This window comes from Pseudarthrobacter arbutini (assembly GCF_054510915.1).
Genome location: NZ_JBTNDQ010000007.1, coordinates 201,540 through 220,876, shown reverse-complemented (window position 1 = coordinate 220,876; position 19,337 = coordinate 201,540). Strand labels below are relative to the sequence as shown.

Genomic DNA, 19,337 nt, shown 5'->3' with positions numbered 1-19,337 from the left:
GCTAGATCACGGCCTCAACGAACCATAGAACCACGGCGTCAGCAGGCGACCACAAGCACATTTTCAGCCCGGAACGGGCGTCCCGCAAGGGACAAAAAGGCTAGATCCAGGCCCTTTCAAATCCTGGCGGCAGGCAGCGGCTGAGCTCAGGCTGCACGTCCTGGAGCAGCGCCACGAGTGATTGAATCCGTTCCGGGGTCATGTGTACGCTGGGGGCTGAGATGGAAACAGCGGCCGCGACCCTGCCGAGCAGGTCCGGGATGGCGATGGCGACGCAGGTGATGCCGAGTTCGTTCTCCTGGTCATCCAGCGCGTAGCCGTCCGCCCTGGCCCGGTCCAGCACCGCCCGGAACGCGTCAACATCCTGAATGGATCGGGGTGTGGCGATTGCCGCGGTATCGAAGGCGCGGACGGCCTCGTCATTTCCATACTGGGCTGCCAGCAGGGCCTTGCCCATGGCGGTGTTCTGCGCCCGCAACCGTGCCCCGGGGCGGGACGCCATTTCAATGCCGCGATGGCCGCGGGCCTTGGCCAGGTACAGGACATCGTCGCCGCTGAGGATGCCCAGGTGCGTGGTGTCCTGCGTGGTCTTGGCGATCCCGGCGAGGATGGTCTGCACGGTGTCGGGGAGGCTGATCTTTGCCTCCGCCTTGGTGCCGAGCTCCACCAGTTTGATGCCCAGGTGGTAACTGTGGTCCGGCTGCTGGCTGAGGTACCGGCCTGCCACGAGTGTGGTCAGCATGCGGTGGGTCGCCGAGCGGCTGAGACCCGAGGCTTGGGTGATGTCTTCGAGCCGGTGGGCGCCCGCAGCGACGTGGTCGAGCAGGCGGAGTCCGCGCTCCAGCGTGCGGGCCCCTGCGGGATTAGCTTCCATGCCCCCAATTATCCCACGTATAGGGAGCGATCCCATCTACAGGAAGTACGGCGTCACGGGGCCGCATGCCGGCCCACCCAGTCCACCAAGGGCCGCAGCTTGTCCCACAGCGCCTCGATTTCCTGCACCGCCGCCGGCGAATCCAGCCACTCCGGCTGGCCCAGCTCGATGCCGGCGGACAGCGACTTGTGCTTCAGCAGCTCCGCCCGGGGATGGTCCTTGTCGAAACCGAGCGGCACGGTCTTGAGTTTTTCGCCCTCCACCGCAAAGCCCGCGGCAGCCACGGTCTCCACGATGTGCCGCAGCGATTCGCCGGTGCCGGACGCATCCACGGAGTTCCGGAAGCGGGCCAGCTGGGCCGGCGTACTGGTGTGGCAGCCGCCGCCCACCAGCAGCCCGTCGGCGCTCACCTGGACGTAATACCCCACACCTTCCTGGGACGACGCGAATGCTCCCTGGGCAGTCTTGTAGGGGGATTTGTCCTGGGAGAACCTGATGTCCCGGTTGGGCCGGAAGATCTTGCCTCGCCCGAACCGCGGCTCCAGTTCAGCCAGGAGCGCCGTGACCGGATCCCGCACCAGTGTGTTGTAGCTGTCCTTGTGCTCCAGCCACCACTCCCGGTTGTTGTTGTGCTCAAGTTCGGCGTAGAACGCGAATGCCCCTGCAGGGATGCCCTGGAATGTACTCATGCAGTGATCCTAGGTACCACCGGGCAGCCCCGGCCAGAGCGGCAGGCACCTATGTGGAAACAGGAACTATGTGGAATAAGAGCTGTGTGTGGAACAAGAGCTATGTGGAAACAAGTCCGCCCCGCCACGGAACCGTGACGGGGCGGGCGTTGCACCACAGGGGAGAGGAACTAGCCGATCTTGTTGGCAGCCTCGGCGTCGGAGTCAGTGGAGCCGGTGCCCAGGTTGGCGCGCAGCTTGGCGCCGAGTTCGGCGTCCACGTTGGTCCAGTACTGGATGGCGCGTTCCTTGATCTCGGCGTTCTTCACGCCGCCCACCGCACCGGTGATGGTGTCCAGCAGACGGGCTTTGGCGCCGTCGTCGAACACCTCGCGGTACAGGGTGCCGGCCTGGCCGAAGTCGCCGTCCTCAGCGTGCAGGGAGTGTGCGGAGAGCGTGAGCTCGCCGTCGTTCTCCCAGCCGCCGGCAGGGGAAGCCGGCTCAACTGCGGCGGGGCCGTTGAAGGAGTTGGGAGCGTAAACCGGTACGGAGGGGGCGTTGAAGTGGTAACGCCCGGCGCCGTCCTGGCTGTAGTTGTTGACCTGGTTCTTCGGCTGGTTCACCGGGATCTGCGCGTGGTTGGTGCCCACGCGGTAGCGGTGTGCGTCGGCGTAGGAGAAGATGCGGGCCTGCAGCATCTTGTCCGGGGAAGCGGCGATGCCCGGCACGAAGTTCGACGGCGCGAAGGTGGCCTGCTCGATCTGCGCGAAGTAGTTCTCCGGGTTCTTGTTCAGCTCCATGGTGCCCACGTGGATCAGCGGGTAGTCCGAGTGCGGCCACACCTTGGTGAGGTCGAACGGGTTGAAGCGGTAGCCCTTGGCATCTTCGTACGGCATGACCTGGACGTGCAGTTCCCAGGACGGGAAGTTGCCCTCGGCGATGTTGTCCTGCAGGTCGCGGATGTAGAAGTCCGCGTCCGAGCCGGCCAGCTCTTCAGCCTGGTCACCGGAGATGGTCTTGACGCCCTGGTTGGACTTGAAGTGGTACTTGACCCAGAACCGCTCGCCCTCGGCATTGATCCACTGGTAGGTGTGCGAGCCGTAGCCCTGCATTTCACGCCAGGAGGCCGGCAGGCCGCGGTCGCCCATGAGCCAGGTGACCTGGTGTGCGGACTCCGGGGACAGGGTCCAGAAGTCCCACTGCATGTCGGCGTCGCGCAGGTGGGTGCCCGGGAGGCGCTTCTGGGAGTGGATGAAGTCCGGGAACTTGATGCCGTCGCGGATGAAGAAGACGGGGGTGTTGTTGCCCACGAGGTCGTAGTTGCCCTCGGAGGTGTAGAACTTGACGGCGAAACCGCGGGGGTCGCGCCAGGTGTCCGGGGAGCCGTTCTCGCCGGCGACGGAGGAGAATCGGATCAGCATCTCGGTCTCAACGCCCGGCTGTAGGAACGCGGCCTTGGTGTACTTGGAGATGTCCGAGGTGGCCTTGAACGTACCGAACGCGCCGCCGCCCTTGGCGTGCACTACGCGCTCCGGCACGCGCTCGCGGTTGAACTGGGCGAGCTTTTCGATCAGGTAGTGGTCCGTCAGGATGATGGCGCCGTCGGCGCCGACGGACTGTGCGTGCGCGTCGGAAGTGACGGGCGCGCCGGACTGGGTTGTAGAGATGTTCGCAGTCATTTTTCTCCTATTTCTCGATTACTTGGGATGTTCTAGAAGGAAGTTTTTGGGACGCTTGGCAGTCCTGGCAGATGCCCTGGTACATCACGTCGGCGATCTGGATGGTCATCGGCTTGGAGTTCTCATCCCAGTGGGGCGTGAGGCAGGGCGCGTGCCCGACGGCACATTCGACGTCCTCCACGCGGCCGCAGCTGATGCAGATGGCGTGGTGGTGGTTGTCACCGACGCGGGTTTCGTACAGGGCGGGGGAATGCGGTGGCTCGAAGCGGCGCAGCATGTGCAGATCGGTCAGGTCGCCGAGGACCACGTATACCGATTGCGCGGTCAGCTCCGGAAGTTCGGTGCGCGCGGCGGCCAGGATGCTCTCCGCAGGGGAGTGCGGGTGATGTTCGACGGCGGTCAGTACGGCGAGCCGCTGTTTGGTCACCCGGCGGCCGTGGGCACGCAGGGCGGCAGCCCATGCATCGTGGCCGCCAAAGTGTTCCGTCATGCCTCTATTGAACCACTTATTATGAGTGGATCACAATAAGGCTTGGCTTACCTTCGGCAGGTCCAGGAATTCCTGCATGGGGTTGCGGGATTCTCCTGCCGAGCGGCCCATGGCATGGACTTCGAGGCCGCCGCGCCCGGGCTCCGGCACCACGCAGCTCAGCCCGGTCACGCCGCGGAGGGCTGTCAGGTTCTGGACGGCCGCGGCCAGCGCCAGCAGGTGGCCGGGTGTCAGGACGGGACCGCCCGGCGCCGGCGGCAACGCCGGCGCGAGCACGGTGTGGTGCGCCCCCGCCTTGAAATTCGGGGTCCTGGCAGTGAGTTCCGGGAGGGGGCCGTCCACCGGCGGGACGGGCTCTGCCGGGCGCGCAACAGCCAGCCGATGCAGGGCGGTGCGGAGGCCGCCGTCGTATTCTTTGAGCTCTTCCGCTGCGGCCGGCAGCCTGCGCTGAATGGGAAGGCGCAGCTGTTCGCCGGGTGTCACCGGCTCGGCGTCCCAGCGCCCGAACAGATGGAACGTGGGCGTGGAGGATTCCGCTTCCGGTTCGCCGATGGCCGCTCCGATGGGGTGCCACTGGTGCGCAAACACCACGGTGCAGCGGCCGGCACCCAGAACTTCGGCGAGGGCCTGCCGGGCGGTGTTGTGGCAGTGGAGCCAGTCGGTGGCGGAGCGGAGATCGAACGCCATGGCCGGATTCGTGAGCCTGATCAGGAGATGGCCGGCGTTCAGGGCGGTCCGGGGCCGGGCAACCTCCCAGAAAGCCGAGGCAAAAAGCAGCCGCCTGGACACATGCATAAGCCGACTCCTTTCCCCCGCCTGAGGATACCAAGTGTGTGACAGAACAGGACACTGCTGCGCCATTAGGGTTGCAGGGTGGGGAAACTGCTGGCCGATATTACACCGCTCCGGGAGAGCCCGGCCTTCCGCCGGCTCTGGCTGGGTTCCGCCGTCTCGGCCGTGGGGAGCCAGCTCACGCTGGTGGCCGTGAGCCTGGAGGTGTACCGGCTCACGCAGGACAGTTTCTATGTGGGACTGCTGGGTGTGTTTGCGCTGGTGCCGCTGGTGTTCGGCGGCCTGCTGGGCGGCTCCATCGCCGACTCCCACAACCGCCGCACGGTGGCGCTCCTGGCAACCTCTGTCCTGTGGCTGACCACCGGCCTGATCGCGCTGCAGTCCTGGCTGCAGCTGGGAAACGTCTGGATTCTCTACCTCCTGGTGGCGCTGCAAAGCGGTGCCCAGGCTATCAACCAGCCGGCCCGCAGTGCCATCATCCCCACGCTTATCCGCAAGGAACTGCTTCCCGCGGCCAACGCGCTCAGCATGATGTCGTTCGGGTTGGCCTTGACGGTGGGACCCCTGCTGGCGGGGGTGCTGGTGGCGTGGCTGGGCTTCGGCTGGACGTACACCATCGACTTCATCAGCTTCGCGTTTGTGCTCTGGGCGGTCTTCAGGCTGCCGTCCATGCCGCCCTCGGGAAGCGCCGGGCGGGCCGGGATCCGGTCTGTCATCGAGGGGTTCCGGTTCCTGGGCACCCGGCCCAACCTGCGGATGACCTTCATCATCGACCTCGTGGCCATGATCCTGGCCCAGCCGCGCGCGCTGATGCCCGCCATCGGTGCGCTGATGATCGGCGGCGGCGAAACCACGGTGGGCATCCTGCTGGCCTCCAGCGCGGTGGGCGCGTTCCTGGCCGGCCTGTTTTCGGGGCCACTCGGCCATGTCCGGTGGCAGGGGAGTGCCGTGGTGTGGTCGGTGATGGGCTGGGGCGCCTCGATTGCGGGCTTCGGTGTGGTGGTGCTCCTGGCAGGACGGACGGACGACGGCGGGGCCACAGTTTGGCTGGTCCCGGCGGCTTTGTGTTGCGCCCTGGCCGGAATCGCAGACTCCATCAGTGCCGTTTTCCGCAACACCATCCTGCAGGCCGCCGCGCCGGACCACCTGCGCGGACGGCTCCAGGGGGTCTTCATTGTGGTGGTGGCCGGTGGGCCGCGCGTGGGTGACCTGCTGGCAGGCGGCGGGACTAAGATTCTCAGTGAGGGCTGGGTCCTGCTTCTGGGCGGGGTTTTGTGCATCGCGGTGGCCTGGCTGGCGGCACAGCTGCAGCCGGGCTTCCGGAAGTACGATGCCCGCGACCCGGTGCCATAGGGCTATGCCTTGTTGGGCAACTTGTCGGGGCAACTTTGTCAGGGCGACTTTGTCGGGGCGACGTGGAGGAGTGGACGTGCACAAGCATTACAACGGCCTGAAAACTGCGGCGCTCTTCGGCGTACTGTGGGCGGTGCTCCTGGGCCTGGGCGGACTGATCGGGATCAATACCCGGAGCTCAGCGCCCATCTGGATCATGGCCCTGATCGGCGTGGCCACCACCGCGTACGGCTACTGGAACAGCGACAAGATCGCCATCCGTTCCATGCAGGCCTACCCCGTCACGGAGGCCCAGGCGCCACAGCTGTACCAGATTGTCCGGGAGCTCTCGGTCCGGGCCAACCAGCCGATGCCGCGCATCTACCTCTCACCCACCATGAACCCGAACGCGTTCGCCACCGGCCGGAATCCCAAAAACGCCGCCGTGTGCTGCACCGAAGGGATCCTGCAGCTGCTCGATGCCCGCGAGCTGCGCGGGGTCCTGGGGCACGAGCTGATGCACGTGTACAACCGGGACATCCTCACGTCCTCGGTGGCAGCCGCGGTGGCCGGCGTCATCACGTCCGTGGGCCAGATGCTGCTGTTCTTCGGCGGCGACCGGCGCAACTCCAACCCGCTGGCCATGCTGGCGATGGCCCTTTTGGCACCGTTTGCGGCGTCGCTCATCCAGTTGGCCATCTCCCGGACCAGGGAGTACGACGCCGACGAGGACGGTTCGCAGCTCACGGGCGATCCGCTGGCGCTCGCCTCAGCCCTGCGCAAGATTGAGCAGGGAGTCCGGATCGCGCCGCTGCCGCAGGAGCAGAAGCTGGTCAACACCTCGCACCTGATGATCGCCAACCCGTTCCGCGGCGGGGCGATGACCAAGCTGTTCGCCACGCACCCGCCGATGAAGGAGCGGATTGCCCGGTTGGAACGGATTGCCGGCCGGCCGCTTAACTGAGGCTGACTGACCGACCCGGGCGCCGCCGTCGTACTTCCTTATTTGGCGACACCTTTGGCGACACTGAAAATCAACCGTGACACGCAAAAACGCCGGCGCTACCCGCATTCAGGTAGCGGCGGCGTCTTTTGCCAGCGGCAGAATTTTTGCGCCTCGAAAACGAGGGCTTGGTCCGCTAGCTGCGGAAGTTGACGAACTGCAGGTCCGCCTCGTCAAAGTCCTTCAGCAGCGCCATGACGGACTGCAGGTCATCGCGGGACTTGGAGGAGACGCGGAGTTCGTCGCCCTGGATCTGGGATTTGACGCCCTTGGGGCCCTCATCGCGGATCAGCTTGTTGATCTTCTTGGCCAGGTCCTGCTCAATGCCTTCCTTGATGGAGGCTTCGAGGCGGAATTCCTTGCCGGAGGGGTAAGGCTCGCCGGTGTCCAGGGACTTCAGGGAGATGCCGCGGCGGATCAGCTTGGACTGGAGGACATCCAGCACGGCCAGCACACGTTCCTCCGAGTTCGCCTTCATCAGGATCTTCTCGCCGCTGAAGTCGACCTCCGCGCCGACGCCCTTGAAGTCGTAGCGCTGGACCAGTTCCTTCTGTGCCTGGTTCAGCGCGTTGGCCACCTCCTGCTTGTCCACTTTGCTTACGACGTCGAACGTTGACTCGCCTGCCATGATTCTCCTTGTCCCGGTGGTTGCCCTGACATTGGCTCTGCAGGGCGTGGATCTCTGCATTCCAGCCTAATACGGATCGCCCGCCTGTGGCGCTGGTGCGGGAGCGGCGCTGGTGTGGATTCGGCGCTGGTGTGGATTCGGCGCTGTTCCTGATTCACAGTTCCCTCATAGCGAACGCACTGCGGGAACGAAGCCGGACAGCGCAGAGTTGAACGAGTTGGAAACAGGTCGAAGGGAAAGCCATGCAACACAAAGCCGTCCGTTACGTCACCCGAACCACCGCCGCAGCTGCGGGCGCTGTCGCCACTGCTGCCACATCAGTCGCCGCTGCAGCCCTGGCAGGCTCTATTATTTTCAGCCCGGTCCCGGATGCGTCGGCCCGCATGGAGGGTGTGAGCGAGGACCTGCTGCGGGCGGTCCAGCTGAACCAGATCACCGAGGAGCAGGCCGTGAAATTCGAGGCGCGGCTGGCCGGGCGGATTCTCGGCGACGCTTGAGTCGCCGGTTTTTCCGCGGAATTGCGGGGCTTCTGGCGGCATTTCCAGGGGTCTGCAGCCTCGATTCGATGTTTCGGCAGAAGTTCTGTAAAGTTGTCTTGCCCGCGGTTACTGGAAGCGGAACGGCCCGGAAACGGACGTTCTGAACACTGCAGCCGGGGGTGATCTTCTTTTTGAAGTTCGGCAGATTACCCGAGCGGCCAAAGGGGGCTGACTGTAAATCAGCTGGCAACGCCTACGGGGGTTCGAATCCCTCATCTGCCACCGCCCCGGATTCTAGGGGAATTTAGACCCGTTCGTATCTCTTCGGAGGTGCGGGCGGGTCTTTTTTACTTCCCGGTGATCACACTTGTGAGCACACACCTTGGCTTTTCTTTGACATCGGCAGCAGTGAGGACGCACCTTCCGCGGCGTTGTGGGCGGCGTCTCCCACCATGTGCGCGTACAGGTCGCGGGTGATCTGGCTGTTGCTGTGTCCCATGGTCTTGGACACAATGGCCATGTCCTGCCCCGAGGCCAGCATTAGAGACGCGTGGAGGTGGCGGAGGTCATGGAAGCGCATATGCGGGAGGGCCCAGCTTCTCCACCATCAGCTCGAAGAGTTTGGACGGGTAGCCCGGGCGGAGCTGGCTGCCGTCCTCGTACGTGAACACGCGGCCCGAGTCCTGATAGGCGTCTCCTCATGCCTCGCGTTCCTGCCCCTGCTGGAACTGCCACGTCAGAAGAGCGGCGACGGCCCGGTCTGACAGTTCGACCACGCGGTCCTGTCCGGCATCCGTTTTGATTGTGCCCTCCACTACTTCCTTGCCTACCTGTACAAGCTGCACACAGACAACCAGGCGGCGGGCGGCAAGGTCTACGTCCTGCCAGCGGAGGCCGCACAGTTCACCGCGGCGCATACCGGAGAGGATGGCCACCTCAAACAGTGCGCCCAGCCGGTGCTCAGTGGCGGCGTCCAGGACGACCGCTCCACCTACTACTGGAAGCACGGCTACGAGCGGAACACCGAAGGACTCTACCTACCCAACGGCGCCTTCGCCTTAGCGGCAACCCTCGCCGGACTGCCGATGGACTGGTCCGCCTACAACCTCACCATCCACGCCCGGGAATCCCGCCACAACCCAATCGGGGCCCTCGTGACTAATCCCCGCCGATTCAAGGACACCGCGGCCAGCGTGCCCGAGTTCAGCGCCCTCATGAACGCCCAGGTCCGAGCCACGCTGCCATGCAACGGAGGGACCGAATGGATGGCCGAAGACCATCGTCTCCAGCAACGGGAAGCCGAGCTGTGCCGCCCGTGCGCACTCCTGGTATTGTGCTGCACCTAGGCCATCACCGCTGGGGAAAGAACCGGCATCTGGGGCCAACATCTGGTCTCTGTTCATCTGGCCCTGGCTTCCTGCCGACGGGTCGAGGGCATGCTGACGCCGCCCTGTTAATAACAAAGCCGAGTCAATGGTCGCGTCGGTTTTAAAGCACGTTGAAAGTATTAGAGCCCGCCACGTCTGCCTACCGCTGACCAACGGACGAATGGAAAGACTACAGTCGATTTTTGTTGATATTGATCTTGGCTCCTTCAGATGAAGAGATATTTCACCATCAGGACCAGGCCCCTGAGAAAGCCCATTTTTGAACCGCGTGGTCAGGCATCCCCCGGCGGCGCGCACAACGCTGCTGACGCCACATCAGGGAAGCAAGGCGGCCGCCTCAGCAAGAGACCGACGCAACCACAGGGCGTAGTTGGTGGAGATGTGCTGAGCATCCATATGGGTTGCATATCCCGCGACAACCGCGGGACAGACATCCTCCGCGCACAACCACGGAACAACGTCCACGTATTCCGCGCCACCGGCCTCGGCGACGCGCTTCTCCATCTCATTGTGTTCGGTGTCCACCGCGTAACTCCGCTGAGTGTGGCAGCGACGGACGTCGTCGGAATTCGATGTGACGCAGTCCTCGGGATCCTTTTCCGAGTACGCGATGTCCCCGATCACGACCACACGATCGCTTATCGCGCTCAATGACTTTATGGTCGAGGCGAGACCCTCCTCCCAGGCGGCCTCCGTGTTTTCTTTGTCAGGGCGCCCATCCTTCTCAAGCCAAGTACCCTGGCGCTGACCCGAGATGAGGACGACGCTCGGGTGAAGTGCCTCGATCTTCGCCAGCGAGTCAGCACGGAATGCCTTGCACTCGGGATAATCACCCTTGCGCTTCGCGTTGTAGACCGAAAAGTCGGCTGGCGGACACGAGAACATCGAAAAGACTTCGAAGCGCCGCCCAAGTTCAGTGGCTGTCACGCCGAGCGGACTTTCCCACATCTGAGCGTGCGAGTCGCCATAAACCACCACTGTCTCGCCGCCGCTGGCGTCACCATAACTGCATGTGACTTTACCTGTTGGGGCATCTAGGCCCCTTATACAGGCATGTTGGTTGAAGAGGAATCTCCCAACAGGCGGCTCCGGCGGCCACCCTGCGACGTTTACGCTGTCAGCCACGGCCTTTGCCACTTCGTCAGCCGTCGGTAGGTCACTGCCAGGGGCAACTGCAAAATCGCCTACTTTGTCTGTGGGGGAAGGCTTGGGCAGGATCGACACCAGATTGCTCGTGAGGCCAAGTGATAGCGCCACCAGTGCGGCGCCGAAAGCCACGCTGACCGACGGCCGGCGGGCCTTGAGCCAGTTGGAGTTCCGTACGGGCAATTCCACATACTTGAAGGTAACGACAGACAAGGCCAGCGCCACACCGACAAAGGCAAGCTTGGTGGTCATCGCCAGTTCGGTCCCGAGCGATGCCGCGGGGAGGATCAGCACGGGCCAGTGCCACAGGTACAGGGAATAAGAGAGCTTGCCAAGCCATTGCAGAGGTCGACACTGCAGGAGCACTTCGGCTCCTCGCTTCGGTGTGATTGTCCCGCCGATTATCACAAGAACCGTTCCGCCAACCGGAAGAATAGCAGCGGACCCTGGGTACCTGGTGTACTCGTCCAGCGTGAGCGCTGCTGCCGCAATCGCGATGAGTCCGGACACACTCGTAACGGCAGCAAGAAAAACCGGCAGCCGCATGATCGTCGGTGTGAGCACGGCAAGAATTGCGCCAGCCGCAAGTTCCCAGGTCCTCGTCAAGGGAGAGAAGTAGGCCACACTCGCGTTCTCCGTCGTCGCGTACACCGACCACATAAGGGACACTGCAATCGTGACAGCGAGGAGAACCGTCAGTCGCGTGCGTAGCGGAACTCTCCATCCGATCGCAGCGACCGCCATCATTAAGGCTGGCCATAACAGGTAGAACTGCTCTTCGATGGCCAGTGACCAATAGTGCTGTAACGGGGATGGAGAAAGGTCGCTGGCCCAGTAGTCCGTCCCTTGTGAGGTTTCGCGAAAATTGCTGGCGAAAAGCGCGGCCCATTGCCCGTCTTCGGCGGTTCGAGCAGCACTCGTACCGCCGATCAAAGCGAAGGATGAGACTACTGTGACGGCGAGGACAAGAGTCGCGGCAGGCAGGATTCGCCGAGCCCGTCGTGCATAGAACCACAAGAGGGAGATCCGCCTACCCCGTTCAGCTTCTTTGAGCAGGAGGCCGGTGATGAGGAAGCCGGAGACCACGAAGAAGACGTCGACACCGACGTAGCCTCCTTGCAGCGCCGGCACGCCTACATGGTCCAGCACGACCAGTAGAACTGCGATCGCGCGAAGACCCTCTATGTCCGGACGGAACGTGCGTGGAACGGATGAAGAGCGATCGGCTCCCTTCGTGGCACGCTTACTCGTTAGCAGACGGCGTCGGGGTTTACGCGCGTCAAGGTGGTTTCCATTGAGCAATCCGCTGGCCAGATGCATCATGTCGCCCCTTTGGCCCGACGTCTCTTACCGGCTCGTGCGGCCGACAGTAGCGCTCTTTGCGGCCAGAATCAATGCATTTCCCCGAAGAAAGGCGTGCGGTCGTGAAGTGGGCAAAAATTCTTGACCTCGCCCGGCAATTTTCTCAGAAATCGGGCGCCTCCAGCTTGATGCTGACCCGACTTGCTCGCCTCGATCGGCGTCGAAAGTCCGCTTCAATCCGCGCTGCTGCGGGCGTAAATACCAGTACGCTCACCCGCCCCGTGGACCGGACCCACTGAGTCCCGGTCCCTTATCGTCTGACCTATGGAAATCGTGAGCAAGTCATAAACAGTGTTCGTCGCTTGGCATCGGGAGCAACTCTTATCTCAGCCCTCGCAGCCGTCGGAGTAACCGGGTCGTCGGCGCCACCCGGAGACGCGGTTGCCAAGGGTCAGGAAGCGCAAACGCAGATCTGCGGCGGCAGCATTCAGGGGAACAGCGTTCTTACCGCGGCTCTCGCGGGCGCTGTGCAAGGGAGCAACCTCAGCCCATTTGGTCCTAAGTGCAGCTGCGGCAACAAATGTCCCTTAGGGAATCCGCCAGCAAGCTGCGGACCTGGAGAGAAACGCTGCAAGGAAACCGCGTCCTGCAACTTCAATATCTCGTGCGACGGAATCGTCGTTGCGTGCTCAGCGAAGGTGCGAGTCGAGTACCTGAGCGAACGGCGGAAACCGCTGAGTCTGATACCTCGACCGGCCCGTCGTGGCTCCGCTACGACATTGGCATAGAGCCGACCCTGTCGCCAGAGTCAATTGCCATCATCGATGGGGTTATCTCCTACCTGTGCAGCGTCGTGGAGCAAGGAGCACCCAGAGCGGAATGGCGGGTCGGCTACAACCGGATCAAGTCCTACATCTGGCAGAACCACCCAGTGCTCGTGCACGACAACCAGGAGGTTCCACTGGCTGACCTGGTTCCAGGCCTTGCCCGAGGACAAGCCAGCGGGCGGCTCCCCTCAGATGATGACAAGCTGGCTCGCATGGCCGCCGCCGCCGCCATCAGCAGCTGAACGGTAATGACGAGGAAACAGTCGTTGAGGACGAACCGCTTATCGAGGTCGAGGACCTAGGCGAAGACGCACTCTGCGGGCGGGAGCTTGAGGTGTCTTGCGGGAGGACATCGCCAACGAGTACTCCCGGGAGGTGGACCGGCTGGTCAAACCCTCGCGAAGGAGGACGGGATCACCGGCGTCGTCCGCGAAGACCGCGAAGTACTCCTCGTTGCCACACCCAGCTGGGACACCGCGCAGCTTCAAGAATGGCTCACCCGATATATCGAAACCAATATCCATAACCAGCGGCACTCTTTGACGCGCGTGCAGGGGAGTTGACCACAGGGGAGAAACCGCCGTCGACATCAGCGTTGGGCCCGGCGTAGGCTGGCACCATCGGCGCATGTGACCCCGATGCCCTGCGTCGATACATCAATCGATGAAGGAGAACCATGAGCGTTGTACGTGAATTTATGACCACGGATGCACAGTGTATTAAGGAGCATCAGTCCCTCGCAGATGCCGCTCGGATGATGTTGGATCTGGATTGTGGATCGTTGCCGATCTGCGGCGATGACGGCAAGTTGAAGGGCATGATCACCGACCGCGACATTGTGCTCAGGTGCGTTGCTGCCGATCGTGATCCCCGCGAGATGTTGGCCAGCGAGCTAGCCACCGGCAAGCCCTACTGGGTGGACGCCGACGCCAGCGTTGACGCAGCCATCGAAATCATGGAGAGGCACCAGGTCCGGCGCCTCCCGGTCATCGTCGATCACAAGATGGTCGGCATCCTCAGCCAGGGTGACATTGCGCGCAACTACACCGAGGAGCGCGTGGGCGAACTGGTGGAGCACATTTCGGAACGCCACCCTATGTCTGCATAGTCTGACTAATTCCCGCATGGCCTTGTTCGCGGCTCCTTGCCTTGAAGGTTCGGAACCGCGAACAAGCTTTGGAAACTCTGGACCGCGAAACCCCCCCCGGCCGGACCAGAGCCTAGTTCAGGGCGATCAGGAGCATCTGGTTGGTCCCCGGGATGCACGTCTGCAGGATGGCCCGGGGGAATCCGCCGAATACCGCGATGACATCGTTGGTGGTTCCCGGGTTGGGGACCTGGCCCCGGGCCGTCGCCGTGTATGTCCCGTAGCCCGGAATGCTGACGGTCTCGCCCACGCCGATGCCGGAGAAGCGCGCCCACCCGCCGCAGAAGTCGTGCTCCGTGATGAACAGCGAGTAGCCGTCGTTGGGTGTGTAGTGGATCGGCCCGATGCACGCGTCCACCATGGCCTGTCCGCCAGCGCCCGCGACATAGATGGTGCGGACAGCGGGCGCGGCCTGGACCGGCGCCGGGGCGGGGATGTAGGCCGGTGAAGCAGCAGCGGGTGCCGCCGCAACCGCTGCCGGCGCCGGTGCCGGGGCGGAAACCTCGACGGCGGGCCCCGTCAGCTTCAGCGTCTGGCCCGGGACGATGATGCTGTAAAGGCCCAACCCGTTGGCGGCCAGCATCGCGTTCGTGTCAACGCCGTACCGGCCGGCGATCCCACCCACGGTATCGCCGGGGACAACCGTGTAGAGGTTGGGGTCGCCGGCAGGTGCCGGAGCAGGTTCGGGCGCTGGCGGTGGTGGGGGAGCCTCGGCAGTCGCCGGAGGCACCGCAGCTTCTGCGACTTCCGGCTCCGCAGTGCCAGCTCCCGCACTGCCAAACTCGACGGACCCAACATACGGCGCATCCAATGGCACCGCGGCCAAAGGCCGGGCAACGCGCACAACTGGCGCCGCCGCCGTCGTGATGGCCTCCGGTGGCGCGGATATCTCTGCCTTGGGGACGGGGCCGGCCAGTGCGCCGACTCCGAAGGCGGAAATCACGGCGGCGGTGGCCATACCGGCCCACAGCTTGTTGCTGATCGGCCCGCGCCTCAGTGCCAGGAGATCGGCCCGCGGGACATCGGTTTCGAAATTTCGGCGGGGTGGTTCGGGAGTGTGTGCGGTCAACTGGAACATGGGTGGCCCATCGCAGGTCGGTCCGGCAACAGGGCGGCAGTGTGCCGCGAGTTCCAATGCAGGACGGATCGAGGAGTGATGCGCTGCGCGGTGCCGGTCTATGACGGAGCCGCGCACGGAAAGCGCGCATGATGGGAGCGCCCGCATACCCAGAAGATACGGATGCCCCGCTATGAAGCGGCATCATCCACCCCAGCTCGGAGGATGCGCCGGCAACTTTGTTTGGCCCTAGGAATTTCGAGTCTAGGAAGCTGCGCCAGGCACTGCACGAGTAGGCGTTACCTGAATTTTTCCGCCGAATACTTGGCCCCGCGGCGGCGACTACTCGGTGTCCAGCCGCCTGCCCCGCTGGACATTTCTACCGGGACATTCCTACAACGAGGGGCGGTCCTTAAGCTCGGCCACTTCGCGCCGCAGCGCAGCGATCTCCGTGGCCAGGCCGGCGAGCTCTGCCCGCAAGGGTTCCTCCACGGACTCCGCGGCAGCTTCCGTGGACTCCTCTACACGCTGGACAAGCCAGGAGGCGATGGACGCGGTGACCACACCCAGCACGGCAATGCCGCTCATCATCAGCGCCGAGGCCACCAGCCGGCCGATCGGCGTCACGGGGTACATGTCGCCGTAACCCACCGTGGTGATGGTGGTGATGGCCCACCAGAGAGCGTCGCCGAACGTCAGGATCTTGGCGTCCGGGGCCGACTGTTCAACGTCCAGCACAGCCAGCGCGCCCACAAATACCAGGAGCGCCGCCGATCCCGCCACGTACGTGACCACCCGGCCCCTGAGGGTCTCTCCGATGGTCCTGTGCAGCACTGAAAGCAGCGTGACCAGCCGGAGCAGGCGCAGCGGCCGGAAGAACGGAAGGGCCACGATCAGGAGTTCGTGCAGGTTCCAGAGGAACCAGCGGCGGCGGTCCGTGGCCAGCCACAGGTTCGCGGCGTAATCAAGGGCGAAAATACCCCACGTCAGCCACAGCACCGTCTCAAGCCATTCCGCGCCGCTGCCGTCGACGCGGCCAATCACCTGCCACGCATACGCCGCCAGGAAAACCAGTGCAGTCCCCATCAGGGGCCACTCGGCGAAGTTCCGGTAGCGTTGTTGCGTCATGCGCCACATCCTACGTGGCGGGCCGGACCTACGGACTTGCCAGCAAGTTACTGATGGGTAACATTGGAGGATGCACCTGCTTCTGCGAACCCTTCTGATGCTGTTCACGTCCGCCCGCCGCTCCGCGCTGACTATCTGGGACTCGTCGTCCCTGCCGCTGCGGGTCCTGCCCACCGACATCGACATCGCCATGCACGTCAACAACGGCATGTACTTTTCCCTTATGGACCTGGGCCGGTTTGACCTGATGGTCCGCAGCGGCGTGTGGAAGACAATGCGCCGGCGTGGCTGGAGCCCGGTAGCAGCGGGGGAGACCATCGCCTTCCGGAAGTCGCTGCAGCTGTGGCAGCAGTACACCATCGAAACAAAGATCATCGGCCTGGATGCCAAGGCCATCTACTTTGAGCAGCGTATGGTGTCCGACGGCGAGATTTACGCGCGCGCCTACATCGCCACCCGCCTGGTCAGCAAGGGCGGGCCGGTGAGCCAGGAGGAGATCCTGCGCGAGTTCGGGCAGCCCCCGGCGGACCTGGTGCTGCCCGAATGGATCCACGAATGGCGCGAGACCAACGCCCTGCCCGGCAGCCGGACGCCGGCGCCGCACGTTTGGGACAGCCTCACCCGGGACCCCAGGGCCTGAACGGCGGCAACCCGGACAGCTACGTGCCGACGTCGCGGCGGTTCACCGCATAGGCCGCCGCGGCCACCAGGACTGCCGAAATTCCCCAGAGCCACCCCGCCGCTGCCCAGTCCGCACCGTTGGCCACCGGCGAATTTCCGTAAGCCCAGTGGTAGGGGCTCAGATTGAGCAGCCACTCCACGTCCCCGCTCTGCCGGCCGACGGCGTTGAAGACATATCCAAGAACGCCGACGGCGGCACCCGCGGTCAGCCCGTACGCCTGCCTGCCGGACACGGCCCCGGCGCACAGCGCGGCCGTTCCGCTCAGTAGCGCCAGCCCTGCGAACAGCACCGCTGCGCCGAAGAGGTTCTCGGGCCGGATGGTCAGCTGGGCTGAAACATTGAGCAGCCGGACCAGCACAAAGACCAGGGCCGCGAGCAGCACCACCCGCAGGAACAGGGACAGCGCGCGTTCCAGCACCACCTGGACGCGGGTAACCCCATGGGCGAGGGTCAGCTCCAGCTGGCCGGATTCCTCATCCCCGCCCACCGCGGCCGCACCCCATCCAACTGAAGCGATGGTCATCAGCAGGAAGCCGATCAGCCCGAACAGCGTGGCCTGGGTGTACCCGGGACCGGTGGCGATCTGGTCGTAGTTCAGCGCCTTGGTCATCTCGGCCGGGAGGGCATCGATCATGTCCTGCATCTGCGCGCTCCCGCCGATGGACGGGTACAGCGGCAGGTACAAGAACGTGGCGGCGGCCAGGCCCGCGGCCCATGCGACGGTGGAGCGCCAGGAATCAAAGAACGCCCGGCGGAACAGCGGCAAGGTGGTGGTGCTCATCGCGCGGCCTCCGCCGTGCCGGGCAATGCCGGGTCCGTGGCTGCGGGAGTTGAGTACATCTTGAGCACCGACTCCTCAAGATCCGGTTCCTCCAGCACCAGGTCGGTCAGATCGAGGGTGCCCAGGGCCCTGACCAGCGGCTGGATGGCCCCCTCCACGGTGGCCGAAAGGGTGATGCTGCCGCCGGACTCCAGCACCTCAACGTGCCCGACGCCGGGTACCCCACCCAGCAGCGCGCCGGCGTCGTGCGCTGTTATTCCGTTCGCGGTGAACCGGACCCGGCGCACCGCACCTTCCCGGAGCCCGCTCACGGACTCGACGGCGATGATCCGGCCGTCCCGGAGGATCGCCACCGTGTCTGCCGTCTGCTGGACCTCGCTAAGGACGTGGGAGCTGAGGAAGATGGTCTGGCCGTTGTGCTGCGCCTCGCGGACCATGGCATGGAATTCCTGCTGGACCAGCGGATCCAGGCCGCTGGTGGGCTCATCGAGGACCAGGAGCTCGGGATCGTGCATAAACGCCTGGACCAGGCCGAGCTTCTGCTTGTTGCCCTTGGATAGTTTGCGCGTGTGGCGGTCCAGGTCCAGTCCCAGCCGTTCGGCCAGCTCATCGACCCGGCCCCGCGCCACGGGACCGCTGATGGCCTGGTAGTGGGCCAAGAGTTTGCGGCCGGTCACGCGGCCTTCGAGGAAGAGCTCGCCGGGGAGGTAGCCGAGCCGGCGCCGGAGTTCCGGACCTCCCACCCGGGGATCCGTGCCCAGCACCCTGACCTCCCCGGACGTTGGGCGGATGATGTCCAGCAGGCAGCGCATGGTGGTGGTCTTGCCCGCTCCGTTGGGGCCGATCACGCCGAACACCGAGCCTGCCTCGACGCTGAAATCCACCCCGTGGAGCACCTCGCGCCGGCCGAACTTCTTGGTGAGGGACCGGGTGGAGATAGCCAGGGCCATGAACCCTCCTGTGTGCGGCAGTCAGCGGCTGATGACCCCAAGGGTAGGCCTCGCAATGGCCGGTGTACACGGTCCTGCCCGGATACTCCCGATGACGCGGGGAGCGAACAGGGCGCCACCGGCCGCGACATTCCGCAGCACCCTCGCGTACCGTTGGATCATGGCTACAGTTGACATCACAGGCGAACAGTTCGCATCGACCATCGAAGGCAACGACATTGTGCTCGTTGACTTCTGGGCTGAATGGTGCGGTCCCTGCAAGCAGTTTGGGCCCACGTATTCAGCCGTTTCCGAGAAGTACCCGGAGGTCGCCTTCACGAAGGTGGACACCGAGGCCCAGCAGCAGCTCGCCGCCGAGGCCGGCATCACGTCCATCCCCACGCTGATGGCCTTCCGCGAAAAGGTCCTCGTTTTCTCCCAGCCGGGCGCCCTGAACGCCCAGCAGCTGGAGCAGGTTGTTGACGCGGTCAAGGCCCTGGACATGGACGAAGTGCACGCCCATGTGGCGCGCTCGCAGGCAGAAGCCGCAGCGGCCGCGGAAAGCAACCCGGCCACCGCCGGAAAGACATCGGGTCCGCAGGACGGCACGCAGATCCCGGACGCGTGATCGCGGAAGGGTGATCCTTCCGTAAACTCCGAAGCGGGGCCTCTCAGTGAGAGGCCCCGCTTCGCTTTAACCGATTCTTGACTGAAGGTTACAGGCGTTCCAGCTGCACGGGCTCGGCCAGCAGCGCGCTCAGGGATTCGTTCAGGTCCTGGACGGCGGTGCCCTTGGAGTGCTTTGCAAGCAGTTCCTCGGATTCCCACTGCTCCGTGAGGACCAGCTTCTCTTCGGTGGCTTCGATCAGCTCGTAGCGGATGCAGCCGGGTTCGTTCACCACTTCGTCGATGGCGATTTCCAGGGCGAGCTTCACGCGGAAGAACTCGCCGTCGTTGGGGATGAACGTTGCCTGCAGGTCGATGGGTGCACTCATGGATTTCACA

General features: G+C 64.3%; 22 protein-coding genes and 1 tRNA gene. 9 read left to right on the top strand and 14 right to left on the bottom strand.

All coding sequences use genetic code 11. The annotated features are described in order from the left end of the window. Positions 1 to 100: 100 nt before the first annotated feature. The 5 genes from ACX80V_RS10425 to ACX80V_RS10405 all read right to left on the bottom strand — a co-directional run bounded on the left by ACX80V_RS10425 (position 101) and on the right by ACX80V_RS10405 (position 4,506). A complete protein-coding gene (locus ACX80V_RS10425; protein WP_485843068.1) occupies positions 101 to 874 on the bottom strand; it encodes an IclR family transcriptional regulator in 774 nt (257 codons plus the stop codon). A 53-nt stretch (positions 875 to 927) separates the two neighbouring features. Next, positions 928 to 1,563, bottom strand: a complete 636-nt coding sequence (locus ACX80V_RS10420) for a DUF2461 domain-containing protein (RefSeq protein WP_485843067.1) — start codon at positions 1,561 to 1,563, stop codon at positions 928 to 930. 170 nt (positions 1,564 to 1,733) lie between these two features. Continuing rightward, entirely contained in the window at positions 1,734 to 3,221 is a 1,488-nt protein-coding gene (locus ACX80V_RS10415) for a catalase (RefSeq protein ID WP_485843066.1), read from the bottom strand. Positions 3,222 to 3,228: 7 nt separating this feature from the next. Beyond that, the gene (locus ACX80V_RS10410) at positions 3,229 to 3,711 is read right to left on the bottom strand and encodes a Fur family transcriptional regulator (protein ID WP_058931623.1); all 483 of its coding nucleotides are present in this window, start codon (positions 3,709 to 3,711) and stop codon (positions 3,229 to 3,231) included. Between the two features lie 30 nt (positions 3,712 to 3,741). Continuing rightward, positions 3,742 to 4,506: a hypothetical protein gene (locus ACX80V_RS10405; RefSeq protein WP_485843065.1), complete on the bottom strand. Its 765-nt coding sequence runs from the start codon at positions 4,504 to 4,506 to the stop codon at positions 3,742 to 3,744. A gap of 78 nt (positions 4,507 to 4,584) precedes the next feature. Between ACX80V_RS10405 and ACX80V_RS10400 the strand changes: the two genes are divergently transcribed. Both ACX80V_RS10400 and htpX read left to right on the top strand, forming a co-directional pair. Next, entirely contained in the window at positions 4,585 to 5,856 is a 1,272-nt protein-coding gene (locus ACX80V_RS10400) for an MFS transporter (protein WP_485843064.1), read from the top strand. 76 nt (positions 5,857 to 5,932) lie between these two features. After that, positions 5,933 to 6,799, top strand: coding sequence for a zinc metalloprotease HtpX (htpX, locus tag ACX80V_RS10395; protein ID WP_058931627.1), 867 nt, complete (start codon positions 5,933 to 5,935; stop codon positions 6,797 to 6,799). Between the two features lie 175 nt (positions 6,800 to 6,974). Here the strand turns inward: htpX and ACX80V_RS10390 are convergent, their stop codons facing one another. Next, positions 6,975 to 7,466 (bottom strand): YajQ family cyclic di-GMP-binding protein, encoded by a 492-nt coding sequence (locus ACX80V_RS10390; RefSeq protein ID WP_056344649.1) that lies wholly within the window; start codon positions 7,464 to 7,466, stop codon positions 6,975 to 6,977. Between the two features lie 242 nt (positions 7,467 to 7,708). Here ACX80V_RS10390 and ACX80V_RS10385 point away from each other — a divergent pair, with 242 nt between their 5' ends. Continuing rightward, positions 7,709 to 7,963 (top strand): hypothetical protein, encoded by a 255-nt coding sequence (locus ACX80V_RS10385; RefSeq protein ID WP_141141292.1) that lies wholly within the window; start codon positions 7,709 to 7,711, stop codon positions 7,961 to 7,963. 182 nt (positions 7,964 to 8,145) lie between these two features. Next, positions 8,146 to 8,227 (top strand) — tRNA-Tyr (locus tag ACX80V_RS10380). A gap of 79 nt (positions 8,228 to 8,306) precedes the next feature. Here ACX80V_RS10380 and ACX80V_RS10375 read toward each other — a convergent pair. Further along, complete coding sequence (locus ACX80V_RS10375) at positions 8,307 to 8,525, bottom strand: tyrosine-type recombinase/integrase (RefSeq protein WP_485843063.1); 219 nt, start codon at positions 8,523 to 8,525, stop codon at positions 8,307 to 8,309. A 118-nt stretch (positions 8,526 to 8,643) separates the two neighbouring features. Then, positions 8,644 to 8,862, bottom strand: coding sequence for a site-specific integrase (locus ACX80V_RS10370; protein WP_485843062.1), 219 nt, complete (start codon positions 8,860 to 8,862; stop codon positions 8,644 to 8,646). A 39-nt stretch (positions 8,863 to 8,901) separates the two neighbouring features. Between ACX80V_RS10370 and ACX80V_RS10365 the strand changes: the two genes are divergently transcribed. Then, positions 8,902 to 9,291 carry a hypothetical protein gene (locus ACX80V_RS10365; protein ID WP_485843061.1) on the top strand — a complete coding sequence of 130 codons (390 nt, stop codon included), beginning with the start codon at positions 8,902 to 8,904 and terminating at the stop codon, positions 9,289 to 9,291. Between the two features lie 357 nt (positions 9,292 to 9,648). On the opposite strand, the gene ACX80V_RS10360 is transcribed toward ACX80V_RS10365, so the two are convergent. Next, positions 9,649 to 11,802 carry an acyltransferase family protein gene (locus ACX80V_RS10360; protein WP_485843060.1) on the bottom strand — a complete coding sequence of 718 codons (2,154 nt, stop codon included), beginning with the start codon at positions 11,800 to 11,802 and terminating at the stop codon, positions 9,649 to 9,651. A gap of 664 nt (positions 11,803 to 12,466) precedes the next feature. On the opposite strand from ACX80V_RS10360, the gene ACX80V_RS10355 reads away from it, so the two are divergent. Both ACX80V_RS10355 and ACX80V_RS10350 read left to right on the top strand, forming a co-directional pair. After that, on the top strand, positions 12,467 to 12,850 hold the full coding sequence (locus tag ACX80V_RS10355; RefSeq protein ID WP_485843059.1) for a hypothetical protein: 384 nt from the start codon (positions 12,467 to 12,469) through the stop codon (positions 12,848 to 12,850). A gap of 434 nt (positions 12,851 to 13,284) precedes the next feature. Then, positions 13,285 to 13,716, top strand: coding sequence for a CBS domain-containing protein (locus ACX80V_RS10350; RefSeq protein WP_058931634.1), 432 nt, complete (start codon positions 13,285 to 13,287; stop codon positions 13,714 to 13,716). 112 nt (positions 13,717 to 13,828) lie between these two features. On the opposite strand, the gene ACX80V_RS10345 is transcribed toward ACX80V_RS10350, so the two are convergent. Together ACX80V_RS10345 and ACX80V_RS10340 are read right to left on the bottom strand one after the other, a co-directional pair. Next, positions 13,829 to 14,833 (bottom strand): LysM peptidoglycan-binding domain-containing protein, encoded by a 1,005-nt coding sequence (locus tag ACX80V_RS10345; protein ID WP_485843058.1) that lies wholly within the window; start codon positions 14,831 to 14,833, stop codon positions 13,829 to 13,831. A gap of 372 nt (positions 14,834 to 15,205) precedes the next feature. Beyond that, positions 15,206 to 15,940: a potassium channel family protein gene (locus ACX80V_RS10340; protein ID WP_485843057.1), complete on the bottom strand. Its 735-nt coding sequence runs from the start codon at positions 15,938 to 15,940 to the stop codon at positions 15,206 to 15,208. Positions 15,941 to 16,010: 70 nt separating this feature from the next. On the opposite strand from ACX80V_RS10340, the gene ACX80V_RS10335 reads away from it, so the two are divergent. Beyond that, positions 16,011 to 16,580, top strand: a complete 570-nt coding sequence (locus tag ACX80V_RS10335; protein WP_485843056.1) for an acyl-CoA thioesterase — start codon at positions 16,011 to 16,013, stop codon at positions 16,578 to 16,580. Between the two features lie 19 nt (positions 16,581 to 16,599). On the opposite strand, the gene ACX80V_RS10330 is transcribed toward ACX80V_RS10335, so the two are convergent. Continuing rightward, on the bottom strand, positions 16,600 to 17,403 hold the full coding sequence (locus ACX80V_RS10330; protein WP_485843055.1) for an ABC transporter permease subunit: 804 nt from the start codon (positions 17,401 to 17,403) through the stop codon (positions 16,600 to 16,602). Continuing rightward, the gene (locus ACX80V_RS10325; protein ID WP_485843054.1) at positions 17,400 to 18,353 is read right to left on the bottom strand and encodes an ABC transporter ATP-binding protein; all 954 of its coding nucleotides are present in this window, start codon (positions 18,351 to 18,353) and stop codon (positions 17,400 to 17,402) included. Before ACX80V_RS10325 ends, ACX80V_RS10330 begins: the two co-directional genes overlap by 4 nt. A gap of 160 nt (positions 18,354 to 18,513) precedes the next feature. Between ACX80V_RS10325 and trxA the strand changes: the two genes are divergently transcribed. Next, positions 18,514 to 18,960, top strand: coding sequence for a thioredoxin (gene trxA / locus ACX80V_RS10320; RefSeq protein WP_485843053.1), 447 nt, complete (start codon positions 18,514 to 18,516; stop codon positions 18,958 to 18,960). An 88-nt stretch (positions 18,961 to 19,048) separates the two neighbouring features. On the opposite strand, the gene ACX80V_RS10315 is transcribed toward trxA, so the two are convergent. Next, entirely contained in the window at positions 19,049 to 19,327 is a 279-nt protein-coding gene (locus ACX80V_RS10315; protein ID WP_485843052.1) for a putative quinol monooxygenase, read from the bottom strand. Positions 19,328 to 19,337: the final 10 nt, after the last annotated feature.